The organism is Campylobacter parajejuni, assembly GCF_046764905.1.
Lineage (GTDB): Bacteria > Campylobacterota > Campylobacteria > Campylobacterales > Campylobacteraceae > Campylobacter_D.
The window spans coordinates 25,804-45,515 of record NZ_JBKORB010000010.1 but is presented as its reverse complement, the minus strand read 5'-3'; the positions used below and the strand labels follow the sequence as shown (position 1 = coordinate 45,515).

General features: G+C 33.9%; 22 protein-coding genes, 1 tRNA gene and 1 pseudogene. 14 read left to right on the top strand and 10 right to left on the bottom strand.

The window, feature by feature from the left end; genetic code table 11:
* Together ACLL8X_RS08555 and ACLL8X_RS08550 are read left to right on the top strand one after the other, a co-directional pair.
* Nucleotides 1-107: DUF2920 family protein (locus tag ACLL8X_RS08555; RefSeq protein ID WP_411990505.1), on the top strand; the 107-nt coding region annotated here is incomplete at its 5' end.
* A gap of 79 nt (nt 108-186) precedes the next feature.
* The gene (locus ACLL8X_RS08550) at nt 187-936 is read left to right on the top strand and encodes an AAC(3) family N-acetyltransferase (RefSeq protein WP_411990503.1); all 750 of its coding nucleotides are present in this window, start codon (nt 187-189) and stop codon (nt 934-936) included.
* On the opposite strand, the pseudogene ACLL8X_RS08545 reads toward ACLL8X_RS08550, so the two are convergent.
* The 4 genes and pseudogenes from ACLL8X_RS08545 to dcd all read right to left on the bottom strand — a co-directional run bounded on the left by ACLL8X_RS08545 (nt 933) and on the right by dcd (nt 4,997).
* Nucleotides 933-2,256 (bottom strand): annotated as a pseudogene (locus ACLL8X_RS08545) (DUF4910 domain-containing protein). The gene ACLL8X_RS08550 and the pseudogene ACLL8X_RS08545 sit on opposite strands and share 4 nt — an antisense overlap.
* Entirely contained in the window at nt 2,249-3,379 is a 1,131-nt protein-coding gene (pseC, locus tag ACLL8X_RS08540; protein WP_411990502.1) for a UDP-4-amino-4,6-dideoxy-N-acetyl-beta-L-altrosamine transaminase, read from the bottom strand. The pseudogene ACLL8X_RS08545 and the gene pseC overlap by 8 nt, the downstream one beginning before the upstream one ends.
* Nucleotide 3,380: 1 nt before the next feature.
* A complete protein-coding gene (gene pseB, locus ACLL8X_RS08535) occupies nt 3,381-4,385 on the bottom strand; it encodes a UDP-N-acetylglucosamine 4,6-dehydratase (inverting) (RefSeq protein WP_411990501.1) in 1,005 nt (334 codons plus the stop codon).
* Nucleotides 4,386-4,436: 51 nt separating this feature from the next.
* Nucleotides 4,437-4,997, bottom strand: a complete 561-nt coding sequence (gene dcd / locus ACLL8X_RS08530; protein WP_411990500.1) for a dCTP deaminase — start codon at nt 4,995-4,997, stop codon at nt 4,437-4,439.
* A gap of 137 nt (nt 4,998-5,134) precedes the next feature.
* Between dcd and accB the strand changes: the two genes are divergently transcribed.
* Nucleotides 5,135-5,590: an acetyl-CoA carboxylase biotin carboxyl carrier protein gene (gene accB, locus ACLL8X_RS08525; RefSeq protein ID WP_411990499.1), complete on the top strand. Its 456-nt coding sequence runs from the start codon at nt 5,135-5,137 to the stop codon at nt 5,588-5,590.
* A 1-nt stretch (nt 5,591) separates the two neighbouring features.
* Nucleotides 5,592-6,923, top strand: coding sequence for an acetyl-CoA carboxylase biotin carboxylase subunit (locus ACLL8X_RS08520; protein ID WP_411990498.1), 1,332 nt, complete (start codon nt 5,592-5,594; stop codon nt 6,921-6,923).
* 34 nt (nt 6,924-6,957) lie between these two features.
* On the opposite strand, the gene ACLL8X_RS08515 is transcribed toward ACLL8X_RS08520, so the two are convergent.
* Nucleotides 6,958-7,773 (bottom strand): peptidylprolyl isomerase, encoded by an 816-nt coding sequence (locus ACLL8X_RS08515; protein WP_411990497.1) that lies wholly within the window; start codon nt 7,771-7,773, stop codon nt 6,958-6,960.
* A 64-nt stretch (nt 7,774-7,837) separates the two neighbouring features.
* Here ACLL8X_RS08515 and gltX point away from each other — a divergent pair, with 64 nt between their 5' ends.
* From gltX to ACLL8X_RS08495, 4 genes are read left to right on the top strand one after another with little or no spacing between them, the layout of a single operon-like run.
* On the top strand, nt 7,838-9,229 hold the full coding sequence (gltX, locus tag ACLL8X_RS08510; RefSeq protein ID WP_411990496.1) for a glutamate--tRNA ligase: 1,392 nt from the start codon (nt 7,838-7,840) through the stop codon (nt 9,227-9,229).
* Nucleotide 9,230: 1 nt separating this feature from the next.
* Nucleotides 9,231-10,466 carry a malic enzyme-like NAD(P)-binding protein gene (locus tag ACLL8X_RS08505; RefSeq protein ID WP_411990495.1) on the top strand — a complete coding sequence of 412 codons (1,236 nt, stop codon included), beginning with the start codon at nt 9,231-9,233 and terminating at the stop codon, nt 10,464-10,466.
* Entirely contained in the window at nt 10,463-11,089 is a 627-nt protein-coding gene (gene upp, locus ACLL8X_RS08500) for a uracil phosphoribosyltransferase (RefSeq protein WP_411990494.1), read from the top strand. Before ACLL8X_RS08505 ends, upp begins: the two co-directional genes overlap by 4 nt.
* Nucleotides 11,090-11,094: 5 nt before the next feature.
* Entirely contained in the window at nt 11,095-11,754 is a 660-nt protein-coding gene (locus ACLL8X_RS08495) for an MqnA/MqnD/SBP family protein (protein WP_411990493.1), read from the top strand.
* Here ACLL8X_RS08495 and ACLL8X_RS08490 read toward each other — a convergent pair.
* The 4 genes from ACLL8X_RS08490 to ACLL8X_RS08475 all read right to left on the bottom strand — a co-directional run bounded on the left by ACLL8X_RS08490 (nt 11,751) and on the right by ACLL8X_RS08475 (nt 16,347).
* Nucleotides 11,751-13,397 carry a cation acetate symporter gene (locus ACLL8X_RS08490; RefSeq protein ID WP_411990492.1) on the bottom strand — a complete coding sequence of 549 codons (1,647 nt, stop codon included), beginning with the start codon at nt 13,395-13,397 and terminating at the stop codon, nt 11,751-11,753. The two genes, ACLL8X_RS08495 and ACLL8X_RS08490, sit on opposite strands and share 4 nt — an antisense overlap.
* Entirely contained in the window at nt 13,394-13,753 is a 360-nt protein-coding gene (locus ACLL8X_RS08485) for a DUF485 domain-containing protein (RefSeq protein ID WP_411990491.1), read from the bottom strand. Before ACLL8X_RS08485 ends, ACLL8X_RS08490 begins: the two co-directional genes overlap by 4 nt.
* A 590-nt stretch (nt 13,754-14,343) precedes the next feature.
* On the bottom strand, nt 14,344-14,994 hold the full coding sequence (locus ACLL8X_RS08480) for a potassium channel family protein (RefSeq protein ID WP_411990490.1): 651 nt from the start codon (nt 14,992-14,994) through the stop codon (nt 14,344-14,346).
* A 9-nt stretch (nt 14,995-15,003) separates the two neighbouring features.
* Nucleotides 15,004-16,347, bottom strand: coding sequence for a TrkH family potassium uptake protein (locus ACLL8X_RS08475; protein WP_411990489.1), 1,344 nt, complete (start codon nt 16,345-16,347; stop codon nt 15,004-15,006).
* 146 nt (nt 16,348-16,493) lie between these two features.
* Between ACLL8X_RS08475 and ACLL8X_RS08470 the strand changes: the two genes are divergently transcribed.
* The 6 genes from ACLL8X_RS08470 to ACLL8X_RS08445 all read left to right on the top strand — a co-directional run bounded on the left by ACLL8X_RS08470 (nt 16,494) and on the right by ACLL8X_RS08445 (nt 19,248).
* Nucleotides 16,494-16,569 (top strand) — tRNA-Phe (locus ACLL8X_RS08470).
* Between the two features lie 133 nt (nt 16,570-16,702).
* Nucleotides 16,703-17,044 carry a hypothetical protein gene (locus tag ACLL8X_RS08465; RefSeq protein WP_411990488.1) on the top strand — a complete coding sequence of 114 codons (342 nt, stop codon included), beginning with the start codon at nt 16,703-16,705 and terminating at the stop codon, nt 17,042-17,044.
* Nucleotides 17,025-17,384: a VapD gene (locus ACLL8X_RS08460; protein WP_411990487.1), complete on the top strand. Its 360-nt coding sequence runs from the start codon at nt 17,025-17,027 to the stop codon at nt 17,382-17,384. The genes ACLL8X_RS08465 and ACLL8X_RS08460 overlap by 20 nt, the downstream gene beginning before the upstream one ends.
* A gap of 230 nt (nt 17,385-17,614) precedes the next feature.
* Nucleotides 17,615-18,583, top strand: coding sequence for a hypothetical protein (locus ACLL8X_RS08455; RefSeq protein WP_411990486.1), 969 nt, complete (start codon nt 17,615-17,617; stop codon nt 18,581-18,583).
* Between the two features lie 10 nt (nt 18,584-18,593).
* Nucleotides 18,594-18,971 carry a type IV secretion system protein gene (locus tag ACLL8X_RS08450; protein WP_411990485.1) on the top strand — a complete coding sequence of 126 codons (378 nt, stop codon included), beginning with the start codon at nt 18,594-18,596 and terminating at the stop codon, nt 18,969-18,971.
* On the top strand, nt 18,955-19,248 hold the full coding sequence (locus ACLL8X_RS08445; RefSeq protein WP_411990484.1) for a hypothetical protein: 294 nt from the start codon (nt 18,955-18,957) through the stop codon (nt 19,246-19,248). The genes ACLL8X_RS08450 and ACLL8X_RS08445 overlap by 17 nt, the downstream gene beginning before the upstream one ends.
* 1 nt (nt 19,249) lies before the next feature.
* Here ACLL8X_RS08445 and ACLL8X_RS08440 read toward each other — a convergent pair whose 3' ends face one another.
* A complete protein-coding gene (locus tag ACLL8X_RS08440) occupies nt 19,250-19,687 on the bottom strand; it encodes a tyrosine-type recombinase/integrase (RefSeq protein WP_411990504.1) in 438 nt (145 codons plus the stop codon).
* Between the last annotated feature and the right edge of the window lie 25 nt (nt 19,688-19,712).

Below are 19,712 nucleotides of genomic sequence, written 5' to 3'. Positions count from 1 at the left end.
AGACAAGAAAATCCCCTATGAAAGAAAATTCCATCTCTTATCCTTGTGGAAATAAGATTTTTACTTTTAAAGATGTAGGGGATAAATTTGCCTTGTTTATTCGGTGAAAGCAAATATTTCATTACAAAATGATATTTAAATATTTTTAAACGATTTTATCATAAAATAAGTTTCTAAGGAGAAATTATGCTAGAAAAATTTGTCAAAACTTTAGATATGAGAGAAAATGAGTTGCTTTTATTTACAGGGAATTTAATGCAGCTTATGCAAAAGTTACAAGCTTATAACTTGAATTTAAAAGAGAGTTTAAATTCCTTGCTAGATACTTTAAATAGGGGAGTAGGGACTCTAGTTTTACAGACTTTTAATTGGGATTTTTGTAAGGGCAGGGACTATGATATTCTTCATTCAAAATCCCAAACAGGAGCTTTAGGCAATATAGCCTTAAAAAGAGCGGATTTTAAACGCACCAAACACCCCATTTACTCCTTTGCTGTGAGTGGAAAAGCACAAGCAAAACTTTGTTCTTTGGAAAATAAAGGAGCCTTTGATAGCCTTTCACCCTTCGCTTTTATGTATGAAAATGATGCTTTTATGGTTATAGTGGATTTGCCTTTGCAGGATTCTTTTACTTTTGTGCATTTTGTGGAGCAAAATTTCAATGTTTCTTACAGGCACAATAAAAGTTTCAGTGCTAATTACACCGATGAAAAAGGAAAAAAAGAAAAAAGAACTTACGATATGTTTGTAAGAAATGAAGGCGTTTTAACCGATGTCAATCCCCTTGAGCGGATTTTAAAAAACTCAGGGGCGATGCGGGTAAGTTTTTGTGAAAATATTTGTATCAAAAAAATATCCCTAAGGGCTGCTTATGAGCTTATAGCCTTAGACATTACTCAAAATAAAGCTCAAAGTTTGCACAAATTTTCGCATTAGGCTTTTATGCAAGGTTTGATAAGCTTAAATTCTAAAAGTTTAGTGATAAGATCTTTGAGTTCATAGCCTTGTAGTTTTAAGATACTAGCTATATCAATGATGTCATTTCGTCCATCGCAGTAAGCTAGAAAATTACAAGCTAAAGGAATTTCATCATTGGTGCTAAGGGTGTGATAAAGCCCCCTTTTTCCAAGATTGGGTTCGCCTACTAGGGTGTTTTCATACACGGCATTGATTTCTAGGTTTAAAACTATTTCTTGCATGGCTTTAAGCGCCCCGCTTAAACCCTGAGCTGAAATGAAGTTTAAATCATCTTTGGAGTTATGGTATTCTTTGTATTCCAAATATTTTGTGCGGCATATTCCCACCACGCCCAAATCAACAAGCGGGGCATTATATTGTCTTTCATCACTCCCACGGGCTAAAAAACTAAAGGCTTTAAAATTTCTTTTCTTTCTTAGAGTGTGCAGGGCAAGCTTATCGCTTAGGGAGTTTTTGCTAGGTGAATGTATGAGTGAATAAGCCTTATCATCGCCTACGCACGAAAGCACAAAGCCCGCTTTAGTATGCTGCTTTAAATGCTTTAAGTGTCTGCTAAGATAAACTATACTTCCTATGGTTTCAGGGATAAGCACAAAACGGTAATTGTATTTTCTTTCTTGTAAATTTAAAAGCCATTTTGCTAAGAAAATAGCCACGCAAGGACCGCTTAATTCGTTATTTGCCATAGAAGGATGGCAAAGATAAGTGGAGATTAAAATTTCATCTTTTAAATTCTGTGTGCTAGGAATGATAAAATCGCCATAGTTTAAAACCCCATTTTTATCGTGTTTAGCGTCAATAAAGACTTTGTATTTGCCTTTTTTGAGCTTTTTTCTTGCTTCGTGCGTGATACAAAAGCCCCAACGCCTTTTATAATAACTTGTTACATAAGGAATGGCATCGGGCAGTTCTTCTATGGAGTAAAGATGTTTATCAAGCTCTTCAAGCTCCATTTCTTCATCCACTGCCTCGCTGTAATTTAAGATGTGTAGATTGTGCTTTTTAAAATCACAAATTTTCTCTCCTTCTGGAGTGATGATAAAAGCGTCTTTAATGTGCCATTCATCAGGCACAATCCAGTCAAAAACCTTAGTGCCACTTTTAATGGAATGAAAATTGATAACCCCCCCCCCCTAGCGTTTTGTTTAAAATTTCCAAACTATCCCTAAAACCTTGTCCTGTAATGCTTCTAGGAATGGGAAAAAGCTCACAAGCTAGTTCATACATAGCCTTTGCCGTTTGGCTAAAATCTTGGCTTCTAAAGTCTAGTTTATCCACAAGCTGTCCTTTTTATTTTTTCAAGTGTGCTAAATAAAGTATCTCTTACGAATTTTGCGTCTTTTAGACTCATTTGCTGATGACAAGGGATGCTAAGCTCGGCTTTATAAAAATTATCCGCATTTTCAAGCCTTATTTCTCCTAAGAGTTTTTTATAAAAGCTAAATTCATAAGTGGGTTTATAATGCACCTGCACGCCAAGTCCTGCATCGAGTAAGCTTTCAAAAAGCTCTTCTTTTTGGCAGTAAAATTCAGGGTAGAGTAAGATAGGATATAAATGCCTTGAGCTTTTATTATGAGCTTTGATTTTTAGAGTGGAAAAATAAGGATTTTTTTCAAATTCTTTATCGTAAAAACTAGCGATTTGCTCTCTTTTTTCTAAATTCTTATCAAGCTTTTTAAGCTGATTTATCCCTAAAGCACAAGCGACATCGCTTAAGCGGTAATTGTAGCCAAGCTCACACATATCGCTATCCCAAAGCCTTTTTTTGACTATGCCGTGGCTTCTTAAAAGCTTGATTTTAGCGATAAGTTCTTCATTATTACTTAGCACAGCCCCGCCTTCAAGAGTAGTGATAGGTTTAACAGGATGAAAAGAAAATATAGAAAGCTCTGCTTTTTTCCCTACTTTTTCGCCTTTATATTCTGCTCCTAAGGCGTGGCTTGCATCATCGATTAGGGGGATATTGTAATTTTTAGCAAGGCTTGAAATTTCATCTATTTCAACGCTTTGTCCGCCAAAATCCACCACGCAAATTGCCCCTATATTTTCACTATTTTTTTGAAGTCTTTGAGAGAGTTTTTTTTCATCAATATTGCCATCGTTTTTAATATCGATAAATTCTACTTTAGCACCCGCCATCAAGGCTGCATTTGCCGTAGCAGCAAAGCTTAAAGGAGTGGTTAAAACGATTTTTTCTTTGACATTTAAAACCCTATAAGCAAGATGCAAAGCTGATGTGGCTGAATTTAGCACACAAGCGTGCCTAACACCTACATATTCACAAAGGGCTTCTTCAAATTCATTTACTTTTTTGCCCCCTGTTAAAATTTCATCTTTTAAAGCCTTCATCACAACTTCAAGGTCATCTTGTGTGATATTTTGATGAGAATAAGTAAGCATTTTAAAAACTCCCGGTATGATTGATAATTTCTAAAAGCTCTTTTTCACTTGCCCACAAAGGATTGTTATCCGAGCTATAAGAAAAACCATCTTTTACTTTTTGCCCTTTTTCGCCTAGGGCATTAATGCTAAAATCATTATTTTTATCCACAAATTTAATACTAGGACTTATGGCATAGTAGTTTTCAAATTCATAAGTTAAATGACTATCATCGCTTGAAATCATTATTTCGTGTAGCTTTTCGCCTGCTCTTATGCCTATGATTTTATGGCTTAAATGAGGGGCTAAAGCGTGAGCTAAATCCGTAATTTTCATAGAAGGGATTTTTGGAATGAAAATTTCACCCCCGTGCATTCTTTCAAAATTACTCAGCACAAATTTCACTCCATCTTCAAGACTAATCCAAAAGCGAGTCATTCTTGTATCCGTGATAGGAAGTTCTTTGGCGCCTTGACTAATGAGTTTTTTGAAAAAAGGCACAACCGAACCTCTTGAACCTACGACATTGCCATATCTTGTAACGCCAAAGCGTGTTTGTTTGTTGCCTGCTATGTTATTGGCTGCTACAAAGAGTTTATCACTAGCCAGTTTAGTCGCACCGTATAAATTTATAGGATTGCAAGCCTTATCGGTGCTAAGAGCTATACATTTTTTAACCCCATTTTCAAAACAAGCATCGATGACATTTTGGGCGCCGTGGATATTGGTTTTAATACATTCCATAGGGTTATATTCAGCAATAGGCACATGCTTCATCGCAGCGGCGTGGATGACAAAATCCACATCACGCATAGCCGTACTTAAGCGTTCCTTATCCCTTACATCTCCTATGAAATAACGCATACAAGAAGCATTAAAAATACTTGCCATTTCAAATTGTTTAAGCTCATCGCGAGAATAAATGATGATTTTATTAGGCTTGTAATTTTGGAGCAAAACCTTAGTATAGGTTTTTCCAAAAGAGCCTGTTCCGCCTGTGATTAGGATATTTTTTCCGTTAAACATTTTGCCTTCCTTTGCTTAAGTTTTTTCTAAAAATTAAAGCAAAAAGTGTTCCTATTTTAAAATTCTTGGCAGGGTTATGCCCCTTTGGGCTTGGTATTTGCCTTTTTTATCTTTGTAAGTGGTGCCACATTTTTCATCGCCTTGCAAGAATAATACCTGTGCTATACCTTCATTGGCATAAATTTTTGCAGGCAGAGGGGTAGTGTTTGAAATTTCTATGGTAATATGTCCTTCAAAACCCGGTTCAAAGGGCGTTACATTCACTATAATGCCACACCTTGCATAAGTGCTTTTACCCAGACAAATAGCTAAAACATCATCAGGCATTTTAAAATATTCTATGGTTCTAGCCAAAGCAAAAGAATTTGCAGGCACTATACACACCTCGCCTTCAAAATCCACTACATTGGCTTCTAAGAAATTTTTTGGGTCGACCACGGTCGAATTGACATTGGTAAAAATTTTAAACTCCTTGCCTACGCGTATGTCATAACCATAACTTGAAAGCCCATAACTTACAACGCCTTTGCCTATATTTGCCTCACAAAAAGGCTCTATCATTTGATGTTCCAATGCCATTTTTCTTATCCATTTATCCGCTTTTAAGCCCATTTTAACCCCTTGATATTTTTTGCTAGGATTATAGCCTAAAAATCTATATTTTTATGATTTTTTTCTTTTTTAAAGTTAAATTTCAAGTTTTTTTATATAATACAAGATTAAGTTCTTAAATTTTGTAGGAGAATTTTATGACAAAAGAAGAAATTAAAGAGTTGGTAAATCTTTTTGCTGAAGCCAATATTAGTAAAATTAAAATCAAAGAACAAGATGGTTTTGAAATAGAACTTGAAAGAGATATGTGCTGCGATGTTTCAGCTCCTGTTTGTCCCCCGGTTCCAGCTCCACAACCTATTAATGTGAGTGTAGTTAATGAAGCCCAACCTAGTCAAAATACAAAAAGCAATAAACCTAGTATAAACAGCCCTATGGTAGGCACCTTTTATCAAGCACCAAGTCCCGGGGCTGCTCCTTTTGTAAAGGTAGGCAGCACGGTTAAAAAAGGCGATACTATTGCCATTATTGAAGCGATGAAGATTATGAATGAAATTGAAGCCGAATTTGATTGTCGCATTGCTGAAATTTTAGTAGCTGACGGGCAGCCTGTGGAATTTGGCATGCCTTTATTTGTGGTGGAGAAATTATAAAATGGAAATTAAAAGCATATTGATTGCTAATCGCGGCGAAATAGCCCTGCGTGCCTTAAGAACCATTAAAGAAATGGGTAAAAAAGCCATTTGTGTGTATTCTGAAGCCGATAAGGAAGCCTTATATTTAAAATATGCTGATGCTAGCATTTGCATAGGCAAGGCAAGAAGTTCTGAAAGTTATCTTAATATCCCAGCCATTATTACAGCGGCTGAAATTTCTGAAGCGGATGCGATTTTTCCGGGCTATGGTTTTTTGAGTGAAAATCAAAATTTTGTTGAAATTTGCGCAAAGCATAATATCAAATTCATAGGTCCTTCAGTGGAGTCCATGAATTTAATGAGTGATAAAAGTAAGGCAAAGCAGGTAATGCAAAGAGCAGGTGTGCCTGTGATACCCGGAAGCGATGGGGCTTTAGCAGGAGCTGGGGCGGCTAAAAAACTTGCCAAAAAAATAGGCTATCCTGTGATTTTAAAAGCTGCTGCGGGTGGCGGAGGTCGTGGTATGCGTGTGGTGGAAAATGAAAAAGACCTTGAAAAAGCGTATTGGTCGGCTGAAAGCGAGGCTATGACAGCCTTTGGCGATGGCACTATGTATATGGAAAAATATATTCAAAACCCCCGCCATATAGAAGTGCAAGTTATAGGCGATAGTTTTGGTAATGTTATTCACATAGGCGAAAGAGATTGTTCTATGCAAAGACGCCATCAAAAACTTATTGAAGAATCCCCTGCGATTTTGCTGGATGAAAAAACCCGTGCCAGACTCCATGAAACGGCTGTTAAAGCGGCTAAAGCCATAGGCTATGAGGGTGCAGGGACTTTTGAGTTTTTGGTTGATAGGAATTTGGATTTTTATTTTATAGAAATGAATACCCGTTTGCAAGTTGAACACTGCGTGAGTGAAATGGTAAGCGGGATTGATATAATAGAACAAATGATAAAGGTTGCTGAAGGCTACGCTCTGCCTTCGCAAGAGAGTATTAGGCTTTGTGGGCATTCTATTGAGTGTAGGATTACAGCTGAAGATTCCAAAACTTTCTTACCAAGTCCGGGTAAAATTACCAAATACATCCCCCCAGCAGGACGCAATGTCCGGATGGAAAGTCATTGTTATGAGGGCTATGCTGTGCCGCCTTATTATGATTCTATGATAGGAAAGCTTGTGGTTTGGGGCGAAGATAGAAACACAGCCATTGCTAAAATGAAAGTGGCTTTAAATGAATTGCTTATAAGTGGGATTAAAACCACTAAAGATTTTCATCTTGCTATGATGGAAAATCCTGATTTTATCGAAAATAACTACGATACGAATTATTTAGCCAGACATTAAAATTTCCCTATTTAAAGGGGAAATTTTCTTTATCTTATCTAAAGTATTCTATGTTGATTTTAGAGCGAAGTTTGTCAAAATAATCCTGTATGAAATTTTGTCTTTGTTCGCTTACATAAGCGTTCAAAACTTCATTTTTAACTTGTTCGAAACTAGGAGTTTCCGCCCCACTTTTGCTTTTAACTTCATAAAGCTCATAGCCATTTTTTCCATTTAAAACAGGAGAAAAACCTCCACTTGGAATTTGTGATAAAAGCCCTAAAAGTCTTGGGTCTGCATTGTTTGTGTTTAAAGATGCATTCTGTGGCTTAAGTATTGTTTTTTTTGTATTTTTGATATTTTCTAAAGTTTGGGCATTGTTTGACTCGTAGATATTTACATTAATTTGCGTGTAAAAAGTGAATTTATCTTTACTTTGTTCGAAAAATTTTTTTGCCCCATCATCGCTAAAATCGGTTTTTGCCATAGATGCTATTTTTTCATAAAGTTTTCTTTTTTCTAAATCTTTTTTGAAATCCGCACGAAATTGTTCATAGCTTTGCTTTTTGGATTTTAAATCGGCTTTAAAAGCATCTAGGGTAGTTTTGTTTTGCTTAAGCATTTTATTTATGGCATCATCAAGCTCTAAATCATTGACTACAATACCCAGTTGTTTCATTTGTGAAATTTCCATTTTTTCGTTGATGAGTATGCCTAAAGCTTTATTTCTATCAATTTTAAGCACTTTCATCGTTTGGTCTAGGTCGTAAGTTGTGATAGGCTCTTTATCTACAACTAAAGCTATGGCGTTTATGGTATTGGCACTAGCTAAACTTGCAAAAAACGCAAAACTTAATAAAATTTTTTTCATTTCAAACCTTTATTTAAGTATAAATATCGCATTATATCAACAAAAATTTAAGAAAAGGCAAAAAATGCACGAAAAACTTACAACGCGTTTTGCTCCAAGTCCAACAGGATATTTACATATAGGTGGGCTTAGAACCGCTCTTTATAATTATTTATACGCTAGAAACAAGGGTGGGAATTTTTTACTGCGTATTGAAGATACAGATTTAAAAAGAAATTCAAAAGAAGCAGCTTGGGCTATTGTAGAAGCTTTTAAATGGTGTGGTTTAGAATTCGATGGAGAAATCAGCTATCAATCCCAACGCTTTGATTTATACAAAGAATACATTCAAAAGCTTTTAGACTCAGGCAAGGCGTATTATTGCTATATGAGTAAAGAAGAATTAGAGCACTTGCGTGCTAAACAAGAAGAAGCTAAAGAGCGTCCAAGATATGATGGAAGGTATAGGGATTTTAAAGGCACACCGCCTCAGGGTATAGAGCCTGTTGTGCGTATTAAAGCACCTCAAAGTGGCGAAATTGTTTTTGAAGATGGTGTTAAAGGCGAGATTAAATTTAAAGTAGAGGATATAATGGATGATTTTATTATAGCTAGAAGCGATGGCACTCCTACTTATAATTTTTGCGTTGTGATTGATGATGCTTTAATGGGTGTAAGTGATGTCATAAGAGGGGATGATCATCTTTCAAACACTCCTAAGCAAATTGTTCTTTATGAAGCCTTAGGCTTTAAAATTCCCAAATTTTTCCATGTGGCTATGATACACGGCGAAGATGGTAAAAAGCTTTCAAAAAGGCACGGCGCAACTGATGTTATGGAATATAAAGAAATGGGAATTTTGCCTCAAGCTTTGCTTAATTTTCTTGTGCGTTTGGGTTGGAGTCATAAAGATGAGGAGATTTTTTCTTTAGAAGAGCTTAAAAAGCTTTTTAACCCTTATCACATTAATAAAAGTGCATCTTGTTATAATGCTAAAAAGCTTGAGTGGCTTAATGCTCATTATATTAAAACCCTTTCTTTTGAAGAAATCAATCGTCAGCTTAAAGAGCTTGGTTTTGACTTAGCTGTTTATGAAAGGGCAGGATTTTTACTTGATTTGCTAAGAGAGCGTGCTAAAACTTTGCATGATATTATAAAGGGTGCAAAAAGCATAGTTAATGCTCCGCAAAATTATGATGAAAATGCGGTGCAAAAATTTATCAATGAAGAGAATTTACATTTGCTGCGCGCTTTTAGCAATGCTTTAGAAAATCAAAAAACAAGCAAAGAATTTGAAGAATTTACGAATGATTTTTTAGAAAAAAAACAAGCAAAGTTAAAAGACCTAGCCCAGCCCTTACGCATAGCTTTAACAGGGAGTGCGGTAAGTCCTAGTATTTTTGAAGTATTAGAATTCTTAGGATTTGATGAGTGTAAAAAAAGAATAGAAAATTTTTTAAAAATTAGAGGAAAATGAAATGAATTTAAAAGAAGAAGCTTTAAAATATCATTTAGGAGGCAAGATTGACATAGCTATACGCAAGGCTATGGATACGAGTTATGACTTGGCTTTGGCTTATAGTCCGGGCGTTGCGGAGCCTTGTTTGGAAATTGCTAGAGATGAGAATTTAGCCTTTACTTATACCAATAAGGATAATCTTGTAGCCATAATCAGCGATGGCTCAGCCGTGCTAGGACTTGGCAATATAGGGGCAAGTGCGAGTAAGCCTGTGATGGAAGGTAAGGCTTGTTTGTTTAAAAAATTTGCTAATGTTAATGCTTATGATATAGAAATTGATGTGCATAGTGTAGAAGAAATTGTAAATTTTTGCAAAGCTTTAGCGCCTACTTTTGGGGGCATAAATTTAGAAGATATTGCCGCACCAAAATGCTTTGAGATTGAAGCAGCTTTGCAGGATTTAGGCATACCTGTAATGCACGATGACCAGCACGGCACGGCTATTATTTCAACTGCAGCTCTTATGAATGCTATGCAAATAAGTGGCAAAAACTTTAAAAATATCAAAGTAGTCATAAGCGGTGCAGGTGCTGCGGGTATAGCAAGTGCTAGGATGTATAGAAATTTAGGTGTGGAAAATATTATCTTAGTGGATAGTAAAGGAGTGATTTCTAAAGATAGAAAGGATTTGACCCCGCAAAAGCTTGAATTTGCTGTTGATTCTAAAGAAAAGACTTTAAAAGAAGCTTTAAAAGGAGCGGATGTTTTCTTAGGGCTTAGTGTGCCAAAAATTCTTAATGATGAAATGGTTTTAAGTATGGCAAAGGACCCTGTGATTTTTGCTTTAGCAAATCCCATCCCTGAAGTAATGCCAGAAGTTGTGGCTAGACTTAGAAAAGATGCTATTGTGGGAACAGGAAGAAGCGATTATCCAAACCAAATCAATAATGTTTTGGGCTTTCCTTTTATTTTTCGTGGGGCTTTAGATGTGCGTGCAAGTAAAATCACTGAAAATATGAAAATAGCCGCTGCCAAAGCCTTAGCAGAGCTTGCAAAACTTCCTGTAAGCGATTCCGTTAAAAAAGCTTATAATTTAAGCACTTTAGAATTTGGCAAGGATTATGTCATTCCTAAACCCTTTGATGAAAGAGTAAAAGCGGCTGTAAGCACAGCTGTGGCGGCTAGTGCTGTAAAAGATGGGGTGGCTAAAGTGAAAAATTTTGATGAGCAGGCTTATTTTGAAAGCTTAAAATGAAAAATATTTATTGTATCAATCATCCATTGATTGAACATAAATTAGGAATTTTAAGGGCTAAAGAGACTAAGCCCCTTCAATTTCGTATGTTAATCGATGAAATTTCATCTTTTTTGCTTTTTGAAGCTAGTAAAGATTTTTCTTTAAAAGAAATTGAAATTTCAACACCTATACAAAAAACTAGAGTAAAAAAACTTGATGAAAAAATTATGATTTGTCCTATTTTAAGAGCGGCATTAGGAATGCTTGAAAGTGTTTTTAAGATGATTCCTGATGCAAGTGTTGGATTTTTAGGATTTGTAAGAAACGAAGAAACCTTAAAGGCGGATTTTTATTTTCAAAAACTTCCCAAAGATGCAAAAGAACGCACTGCTATTGTCATAGACCCTATGTTTGCCACAGGTGGAACTGCGATAGAGGCTTGTAATTTTTTAAAAAGTCAAGGGATTAAAAAAATAAAATTTATATCCATACTTGCTGCCCCGCAAGGTTTGCAAAAATTTAGCCAAATGCATAATGATGTGGAAGTTTTTGTAGCTTGTATTGATAAGGGTTTAAATGAAAAAGGCTATATTATTCCGGGACTTGGAGATGCAGGAGATAGAGTGTTTAACACTCTTTAGTAGCGATGATTTTTGGAAAAATTGATTATATTAATCTTTTGCCCTTGCATATTTATCTTAAAAAATACCCCTTGCCTAGTGGCTTTAAAATGGCTATGGAGTATAAAAAAGGTGTGCCAAGTAAGTTAAATAAGGATTTGTTTTATAGAAGAATTGATGCGGCTATCATTTCAAGCATAGAAAGTGCTAGAAAAAAATATAAAAATTTGGATTTGGGTATTTGTGCGAATAAAAGGGTTTTGAGTGTTTTAGTAGAGAAAAATACCCCTAGTGCCAAAGATAGCAGCTCGGCAAGTTCTAATGCTTTGGCTAAAATTTTAAAGCAAGATGGTAGGGTAATCATAGGCGATAAAGCCTTGAAACTTTATTTAAAAGAGCCTTCAAAATACATAGACCTTTGTGAAAAATGGCACGAAAAAACAGGATTGCCCTTTGTTTTTGCTCGTTTTTCTTGTATGCAAAAAAAGGCTTTGTATGCAAAAATTTTGAAAAATTTTTCAAAAACAAAGACGAAAATTCCTTGCTACATACTTCAAAATTATGCCAAGCAAAAAGAAATTGGTATAAAGCCTATGCGTTTTTACCTAGATGAGTTTATTTATTATAAGCTAGGTTTTAAAGAAAAAATAGCCTTGAAACGCTTTATCAAGGCTACAAAAATTTAATGCTCTATGGCTTTTTCTATACCCACTCCGCTTTGGGCTCTAAAATTTTGTGCGTTAAATCCTAGTCTATCTCTTTTTGCGCGTTCGCTTTTATCAAGTTTGGATAGGATAAAAACCAAAATAAAGGTTAAGGGTATGCTAAAAATTCCCGGATGCTCATAAGGAAAAATAGCTTCAGCAAAACCAAAGCTTTTTACCCAAATTCCCGGGCTTAAAACTACAAGCGAAACTACTACGATAAGTCCTATCAACCCTCCCCAAAAGGCTCCTTTAGTGGTCAAATCTTTAAAATAAATGCTTAAAAAAAGTATAGGAAAATTCACACTCGCAGCGATAGCAAAGGCAAGACCAACCATAAAGGCTACATTTTGATTTTCAAAAACAAAACCGAGTATAATTGCAAGTAAGCCTAAAACTAAGATAGAGCCTTTGGTAACTCGCATTTGGGTTTTGCTATCGCAAACTCCATTTTTTAAGACATTGACATATAAATCGTGGCTGATAGCTCCAGCTCCTGATATGGTAAGTCCTGCCACAACAGCCAATATAGTCGCAAAACTCACAGCAGAAATAAAACCTAAAAAAATATTTCCCCCTAAAACCTCCGCTAAAATGATAGCTACCATATTAGAAGCACCCGTAAAAGAGCCATCAGCGTCAATAAAATTCGAGTTTGAATACAAAAGTGCTATGGCTCCAAAGCCTATAATAAAGGTCAAAAGATAAAAATACCCTATAAAACCTGTGGCATAAAAGACGGATTTTCTAGCTTCTTTTGCGTCTTTAACTGTGAAAAAACGCATTAAAATATGAGGCAAACCCGCTGTGCCAAACATTAAAGCTAGTCCTAAGGAAAGGGCTGAGAGTGTATCGGGCAAAAAAGCACCCGGCTTCATTATAGCCTCTCCTTTAGGATGATGTAAAACAGCCAAATCAGCATAATATTTTAAGTCAAAATTTGTAAGATAAAGACTCATAAAAGCCATAAAAGAAGCACCCGCTAAAAGTAAAATAGCCTTGATGATTTGCACCCAAGTAGTAGCGTGCATACCGCCAAAAATGACATAGCAAATCATTAATAAACCTACCAAAACTATGGCTAATTTATAAGGCAAACCAAAAAGTAGTTGTATGAGCTGTCCAGCACCTACCATTTGGGCGATGAGATAAAAAATAACAACGCTTAAAGCTGAAATAGCCGAAATAATGCGTATGGGCTTAGAGCTTAGGCGGTAAGCTACAATATCAGCAAAGGTAAATTTACCTAAATTTCTAAATTTTTCCGCAATCAAAAACAAAATAATAGGCCAACCCACCAAAAAGCCAATAGAATAAATCAGTCCATCAAAGCCATTAGTAAAAATAAGGGCTGTAATGCCTAAAAAACTAGCCGCACTCATATAATCACCGGCTATTGCCAAGCCGTTTTGAAGGCTAGTGATATTGCCTCCAGCGGTATAAAAAGCACTCATTGACTTGGATTTTTTGTTTGAATAATAGGTTATGAGTAAGGTTACAGCGATAAAAACCACAAACATAAGGATAGCAGGAATATTTAGTTGCTTTTGTGAAACCTCAGCCAAATCAAAACCAGCACCCAAAGCAAACGCACTAAAAATGAGAAAAATTAAGGCAATTTTCATTGAAGCTCCCTGTAATCGACTTTTCCTTCTTTTAAAGGGCTTATTAACTCTTCTTTTTCAAGCTCTTTTAAAAGGCGTGAATTTTCACTATCAAAAAAGGAATTAGCTATAAGCACATAAATTCCCGTGCTAATAATGCAAAGAAAAATAATTCCTAATCCTGCTAAAATACCTAAACTAACAGCACTAGAGCCTATTTTATAAGCTAAAATATCAGGGATTAAACCCACACTTAGCACGAAGACATAGTAACAAATAAGGACAACTAGCGAAAGATAAAGGGAAATTTTGTTTCTTTTTGAAACAAAATTTTTAAATTCAGCTAGGGCATTTTTTTGATTTTGTGTCAGTTGCATATTAACTCTCCTAAGAAATATTGATTTAAATCATAGCAGTATTTCAAAAGAATTTACATAAAATAGGATAATTTGTATAAATAAGTAGCATTAATTTAAAAATTATGGGTAATAAAGTTACAATTTATAGGATTAAGAATTTTAATTTTGTATGAATTTACTATAAAATCTAATTTAAATAAGCTTAGAGTTAGATTTTATTTTGTTTTTAAAATTCCAAACTTATTTAAGGAGTATTTATTTATGATTTATTTGTGTATAACAAGGTCTAAAATTTCAAGGCTTTAAATACTCTTTGTGCTTTTAAAATTCTTATATTTAGCTTATTTTAAAACTATAAATTTATTTATAGTTTAGTTATGGTATAAAAATATTTTATTTTTATTTTATATTTATTTTAGCTTTTAAGTATAAGCTTTGTTTTTTATAAATTTTTTGGCTTATAAGTGCTTTTTTGCGTTAAAGGGACTTAAGCGGGTGAGGTTTGGGAAAGTGGGAATAAAAAAATAGTAAAAATATGATGGTAACTAATAAGAATAAGAAAGAGTGGCAAGGAAGAGTTGAAAATGGAGTAAAAAGCTCAAAATAGCCTAATATTCAAATTCTCCAAGTTCTTTGAGCGTTCCTAGCAGTATCACAACATCTCCGCCATAAACCGTTGTGGTTTCTAAATCAGGAAGTATTTCCCACTCGCCATTTAATTTTTTATAAGAAATCACTTTCATATTTTGTGCTATGTGTTTTAAAGAATTACCCGCTAGTTTTTCGTCTATGTTGATTTTAATGGCACGAATAGTGTTTGCTGAAAGGTCAAAAACTTCATATTCAGCGTCTTTGGTTAAAAATTCTTTTACCAATCTTTTAGCGCTTTCTTTTTCAGGGTAGATAACCTTACTCGCTCCTAGCTTGGAAAGAATTTGTCCGTGTATGTTTGAAGTGGCTTTGGCGATGATATTTTTAACCCCTATGTCTTTAAGAGCCATCAGGGTAAGTATGGATTTTTCAACATTTTCCCCTATGCTAACAATGACTATATCCACATCGTGAAAGCCTGCTTCTTTCAGGGCTGAAATATTTGTAGAATCTAAAATATAAGCATAATTAGCAGGATTTTGTATGCTTTTTAAAGCTTCTTCGTCCTTATCCGCAACGATGACGGTGTGTCCTCCAGCGATAAGCTCATCGGCTACGACTGAGCCAAATTTTCCAAGTCCTATGATACCATAATTGAGATTTTTCATATTTTTCCTTTATAAACTAACCTTTCCTTCGGGAAATCTAAGATGCACTGCCTTATCTTGTTTAAACATAGAAATTAAAAAGGCGAAAATGCCTATTCTTCCACCTAGCATCATAATGATAATGATGATTTTGCTAGGCTCACTAAACAAAGCACACAAAGAAAGCGTCCCCCCATCTCCCACAGAAAGTCCAACGGTTGCAAAGGCTGATGAGGTCTCAAAGAGCAAGGTTATGAATTTAAAATCAGGTTCTAGCAAGGAAAGCGAAATGACAGCTATTAAAATATAAACTATGGAGCCAATGGCTATAACAAAGGCTTTTGAAATGGTTTCCTTTGAAATTTCTTGGTTAAACATCCTTACTCTTCCATTGCGTATGCTCCAATAAGCATAAAGGAGTAAAACCATAGCCGTAGTAACTTTTATCCCTCCAGCTGTGCCACCGGGAGCTCCGCCTATTATCATCATCAAAGAGCCAAAAAATAAACTCGCATCGTATAATTGCCCTATATCTAGGGTGTTAAATCCTGCTGTGCGGTAATTAATGGCTATGAAATAAGAGCTTAAAATTTTATCAAAAAATGAAAAGCTTCCTAGAGTCTTGGGATTGGCATATTCAAAGATAAAAATAACCAAGCTTGAAGTTAAGATGAGAAAAAGACTTGCCGTAACGACCATTTTTGTATGAAGGCTTAGGGCTTGAAGGCGTTTTCTTTGAAAAAAATACAGCTCAACCAAAACAAAATAACCTAGCCCCCCGATGATAATTAAACTTGTGATGATGAGATTGATAAAAATATCGTGTTTGTATTCGACAAGCCCGTGTTCAAATATCGTAAAGCCTGAATTATTAAAAGCACTAATAGAGTGAAAAATCCCAAACCACAAGGCTTTGCCAAAGTTCATTTCAAGACTAAAACGCAGAGTAAGGAGCAAAGCACCTATAAATTCTAGGGTAAAAATAAAAAGCAAAACTTTTTTGAAAAATTTAAACAAACCATTCATAGAAGGATAGAGTAGGGATTCTTTTAGGAGATTTCTTGCGTTAAAACTTGCTTTTTTGCGTATGAGTATGTAGATGAAAAGCCCTATACCCATATATCCTAAGCCTCCAATTTGTATGAGAGCTAAAATGATAATTTGTCCTGCTAGAGTAAAATCAACAGCAGTGTTTTTAACAATCAGGCCAGTCATACTAACCGCAGAAGTGCTTGTGAAAAAGGCATCTAAAAAACTAATAGGAGTTGTATGCGCCCAGTTTAAATGCAATAATAAAGCTCCAAATAACGCAATAATAATATAACCTGCTAATAAAATTTTAAAAGTGCGTCTATCTAATCCAAATTGTTTCAAAAAATCCTCATTGTTTATAAATTCAAAATTCAAAAGTAGTAATTCTAACTCATTAAAACTTTAGTGTAAATAAAATTCATTTTTAAACTTAGATTAAAGAAAAAAAGATAGAATTACATTTTTAATTAAAATACAAATAAAATTGTGGTTGGATAGCTCAGTCGGTAGAGCAGCAGACTGAAAATCTGCGTGTCGGCAGTTCGATTCTGCCTCTAACCACCACTCTAAATTCTGCAGACTTTTTTGATTTTTCATTTCCATCGATACTTTTTTTGTTTTATACAAAGAATTAAACTAAAAGCATAAAAGATTAATTAAAAATGCTATAATTTCATAAAAACATAAAGGAGTAAAAATGGTATTTACAAGACTTGGAACAAGATTTGAACTTGATGAAGAAAAGATTTTAAGAGAAGGAGAATACAGCCTTGATGCGATGTATGCAAAAATAGAAGAACTTGCTACAAAAAGAGCTGGGCTTACTAAAATTTCTAAAAATCATTATGAATTTAGAGGCGAAAAAAACGCTCCTGCACATTTGGGAATTTTAGTGTTTAACTGCTTAAAACATTGTGATTGGTTTGCTAAAAATGTTAAAAGTTGGGAATGGCTAGGAGATAGCAATGATGAAAATTATGTAAGTGATTTAATAGTAATGTTTAAAAAAGATAAAGACAATGAAATCTGGCAAAATTAACAACAAAAAACTCAAATCCATAGCCTTTGATTTAGACACTAAAGCCTTGCAAGAACATTATGCTAAAGAAAGTTGGCGTAATGCTTATAATGATATAGGAAATTTTTTAGCTAAATACAAATTTGAACATATGCAAGGCTCTGTGTATGATTCTACAACAAAATTTAGCGATGAAGAACTAGGCGATTTAATTGAAAAAATGGGCAGTAAGCTTACTTGGCTTCCAAAATGTGTTAAAAGCATAAGAGGCTACGACCAGCCTATAATGATTGATTATACTTTACAAATCCAAGATAAATTTATCCATCAAGAATTAAGCCTTGAAAAAAGAAAACAATGAAACCTGAGAAAAACAATGTTAAAAAAGAAAAGTCCTCTCAAAATAAAGCTACTAACAAACAAAAAACTAAAGGTTTTTCAAGATAAGTGATTTAAATAATAACTCCGCTTTAAGATGGGGTAAAAAACTATTTTCTAAGAATTTTACTACCAAAAATATACCCCATTTTTTGCTTATTCTTTAAAAATTAGCTATTCTCTTTAAATAAATTATATTATAAAGGGAAAATAATGCAAACACAAAAAGAAAATCAAGCTTTTTATGAAGAAAAACCAAGACCCAATTCCCCCGCTCATCATAGAAAAGTCAATCAAGAAGTAATTGATACTATTGAAAAAAGTGATTTTTTCCAAAAAGATATATGGGATAAGTTAGAGCAATATGATTTCTTAGAAAAAGAGAGCAATAAAGAAATTGAAGAAAATCTAAAAAGACAAAAAGAAATAGAAGAAAAGCTTAAAAATCCCGAAGAAAAAGAAGAAAAACAAAAAGAGCTTGATGAAGATAAAATCAAAAAAGAAGACCCTCTTAAAGATAGAAAACTCCTTGAAGATGAATTAAAAAATCTTAAAAATAAAGAAAAGGATTTAAGAAATAGGGTTGAAGAAGCAAAAAATGAAGTAACAGAAGCTCTAGCTAATGCAATTAAAGCTAAAGATATAGGCGAATTAATAAGAGCCTTGATTAAAGCTTGGCAAGCTCATTGTCAAAAAAGAGTTTTAAATGATAGGTTAAAAGATAATTTAGATGAAAAAGCTCTTAGAAATAAAGAATTAGCAGATATTAAGAAATTTGACAAAATAGCTAAAGATATAGCTAATCTTAGCAAGAGTGATGAAAACAAAAATTTTGTAAGAGAAATGTGCTTAAAAGTTGTAGGAGCAAGAGCTGAAGCAAAAACTTATAAGCATAGCCTTGAAAACGCTAAAGAATATTATAAGAAATTTGAAAACCACTTAAGCGGCTATGAAATGAAAAATGATAAAGCACAAGCAAATGCTAAGGCAAGTATAGAAAAGCTTTTTGCTGAAGTAAAACAAAAATGCCCTGAATATAGAAATCTTTATAAAAATCAATTTAGAAAGATTGATATTTTCTTACACCCTGAAAAAGCACAAAAGCAAGAACTTGCAAAACAAAGACTTAACAAAGTTAAAAAAGTAAAATCTTATGCAAATCAAGCCAAAATGGCAATATGAAAGGGGAAAAATGTTTTTAAATCAAATAAAACGCAAAAAGATTTTAATCAGCTTAGTTCTTAGCACGGCTTTAACTCAAGCCTATGCAAGTGGTATTCCTGTTTTAGATATGAATGCTTTACAACAATCCATACAAAACTATCAACAACAAATTAAAGATTATCAAGAGCAAATCAAACAAGGTGCAAATCAAGTGCAACAAATGGCAGAGCAAGGAATAGGAATGCAAATTGATGAAATTCTAGGACAAACTAAAGATATTATTAATAATACCCTAGATAATCTTGATTTTAAACTTCCTAAAGAGCTTTTTCAAGAAACAGCAGATGTTACAAATGCTTGTTCTTTTTTAGAACAAGAAAGTGAAGAATTTGCTAAGACTTTATAACGGCCTACTTTACGAGCAAAGCTTTAGCTTTTTATCTTTAATAGATTATAAATATATAAGCTTTAAGGAAAAAGATAATTTAAACCTATTTCATATTTTTATTGACGAGCTTTCAAGCGATACTACTAAAGCTTTAAATATAACTTTAGAGCAAATCGAAAAAGAAGATGATGAGCATTGTTTAGTGAATTTTGATGAGAAAGTTATACTTATTTTAGATGATTTTGTAGAAAATCAAGCCCTACAAAAGCTCCTAGTAAAATTATGCAAAAATTAATTTAATCAAACGCACAAAGTGAATTAAGGTATTCTCCATACCATTGCATTAAAGTGCGTCTTAATTCTATTGCTTTGGCTCTGTTATAAGCCCTTTCTACTCCATCTGCTTTAATGTGATGTAAAATCATTTCTACAACTTTATCACTAATGCCTAGTTTAATTAATTCATCACTTTTTTCTACGCAAATACTTTTAAAGGTAGAGCGAAATCCGTGCAAGGTATGTTCTAAATTATATTTTCTAAAAAATTTTCTTGCAAAATTTTCACTTAAAGTTGAATTATGGTTAAAAAAGACATATTCCTTATTTGCATTTAAAATTCGCTGTATTTTAAGAATTTTTACTGCATAAGTATTCAAAGGAATAACATTATCGCCATTGCTTGATATTTTCATATCTTTAGCTTTGATAGTCCATAAATTATTTTTTAAATCAATATTTTCCCATTTAGCAAAACGGATA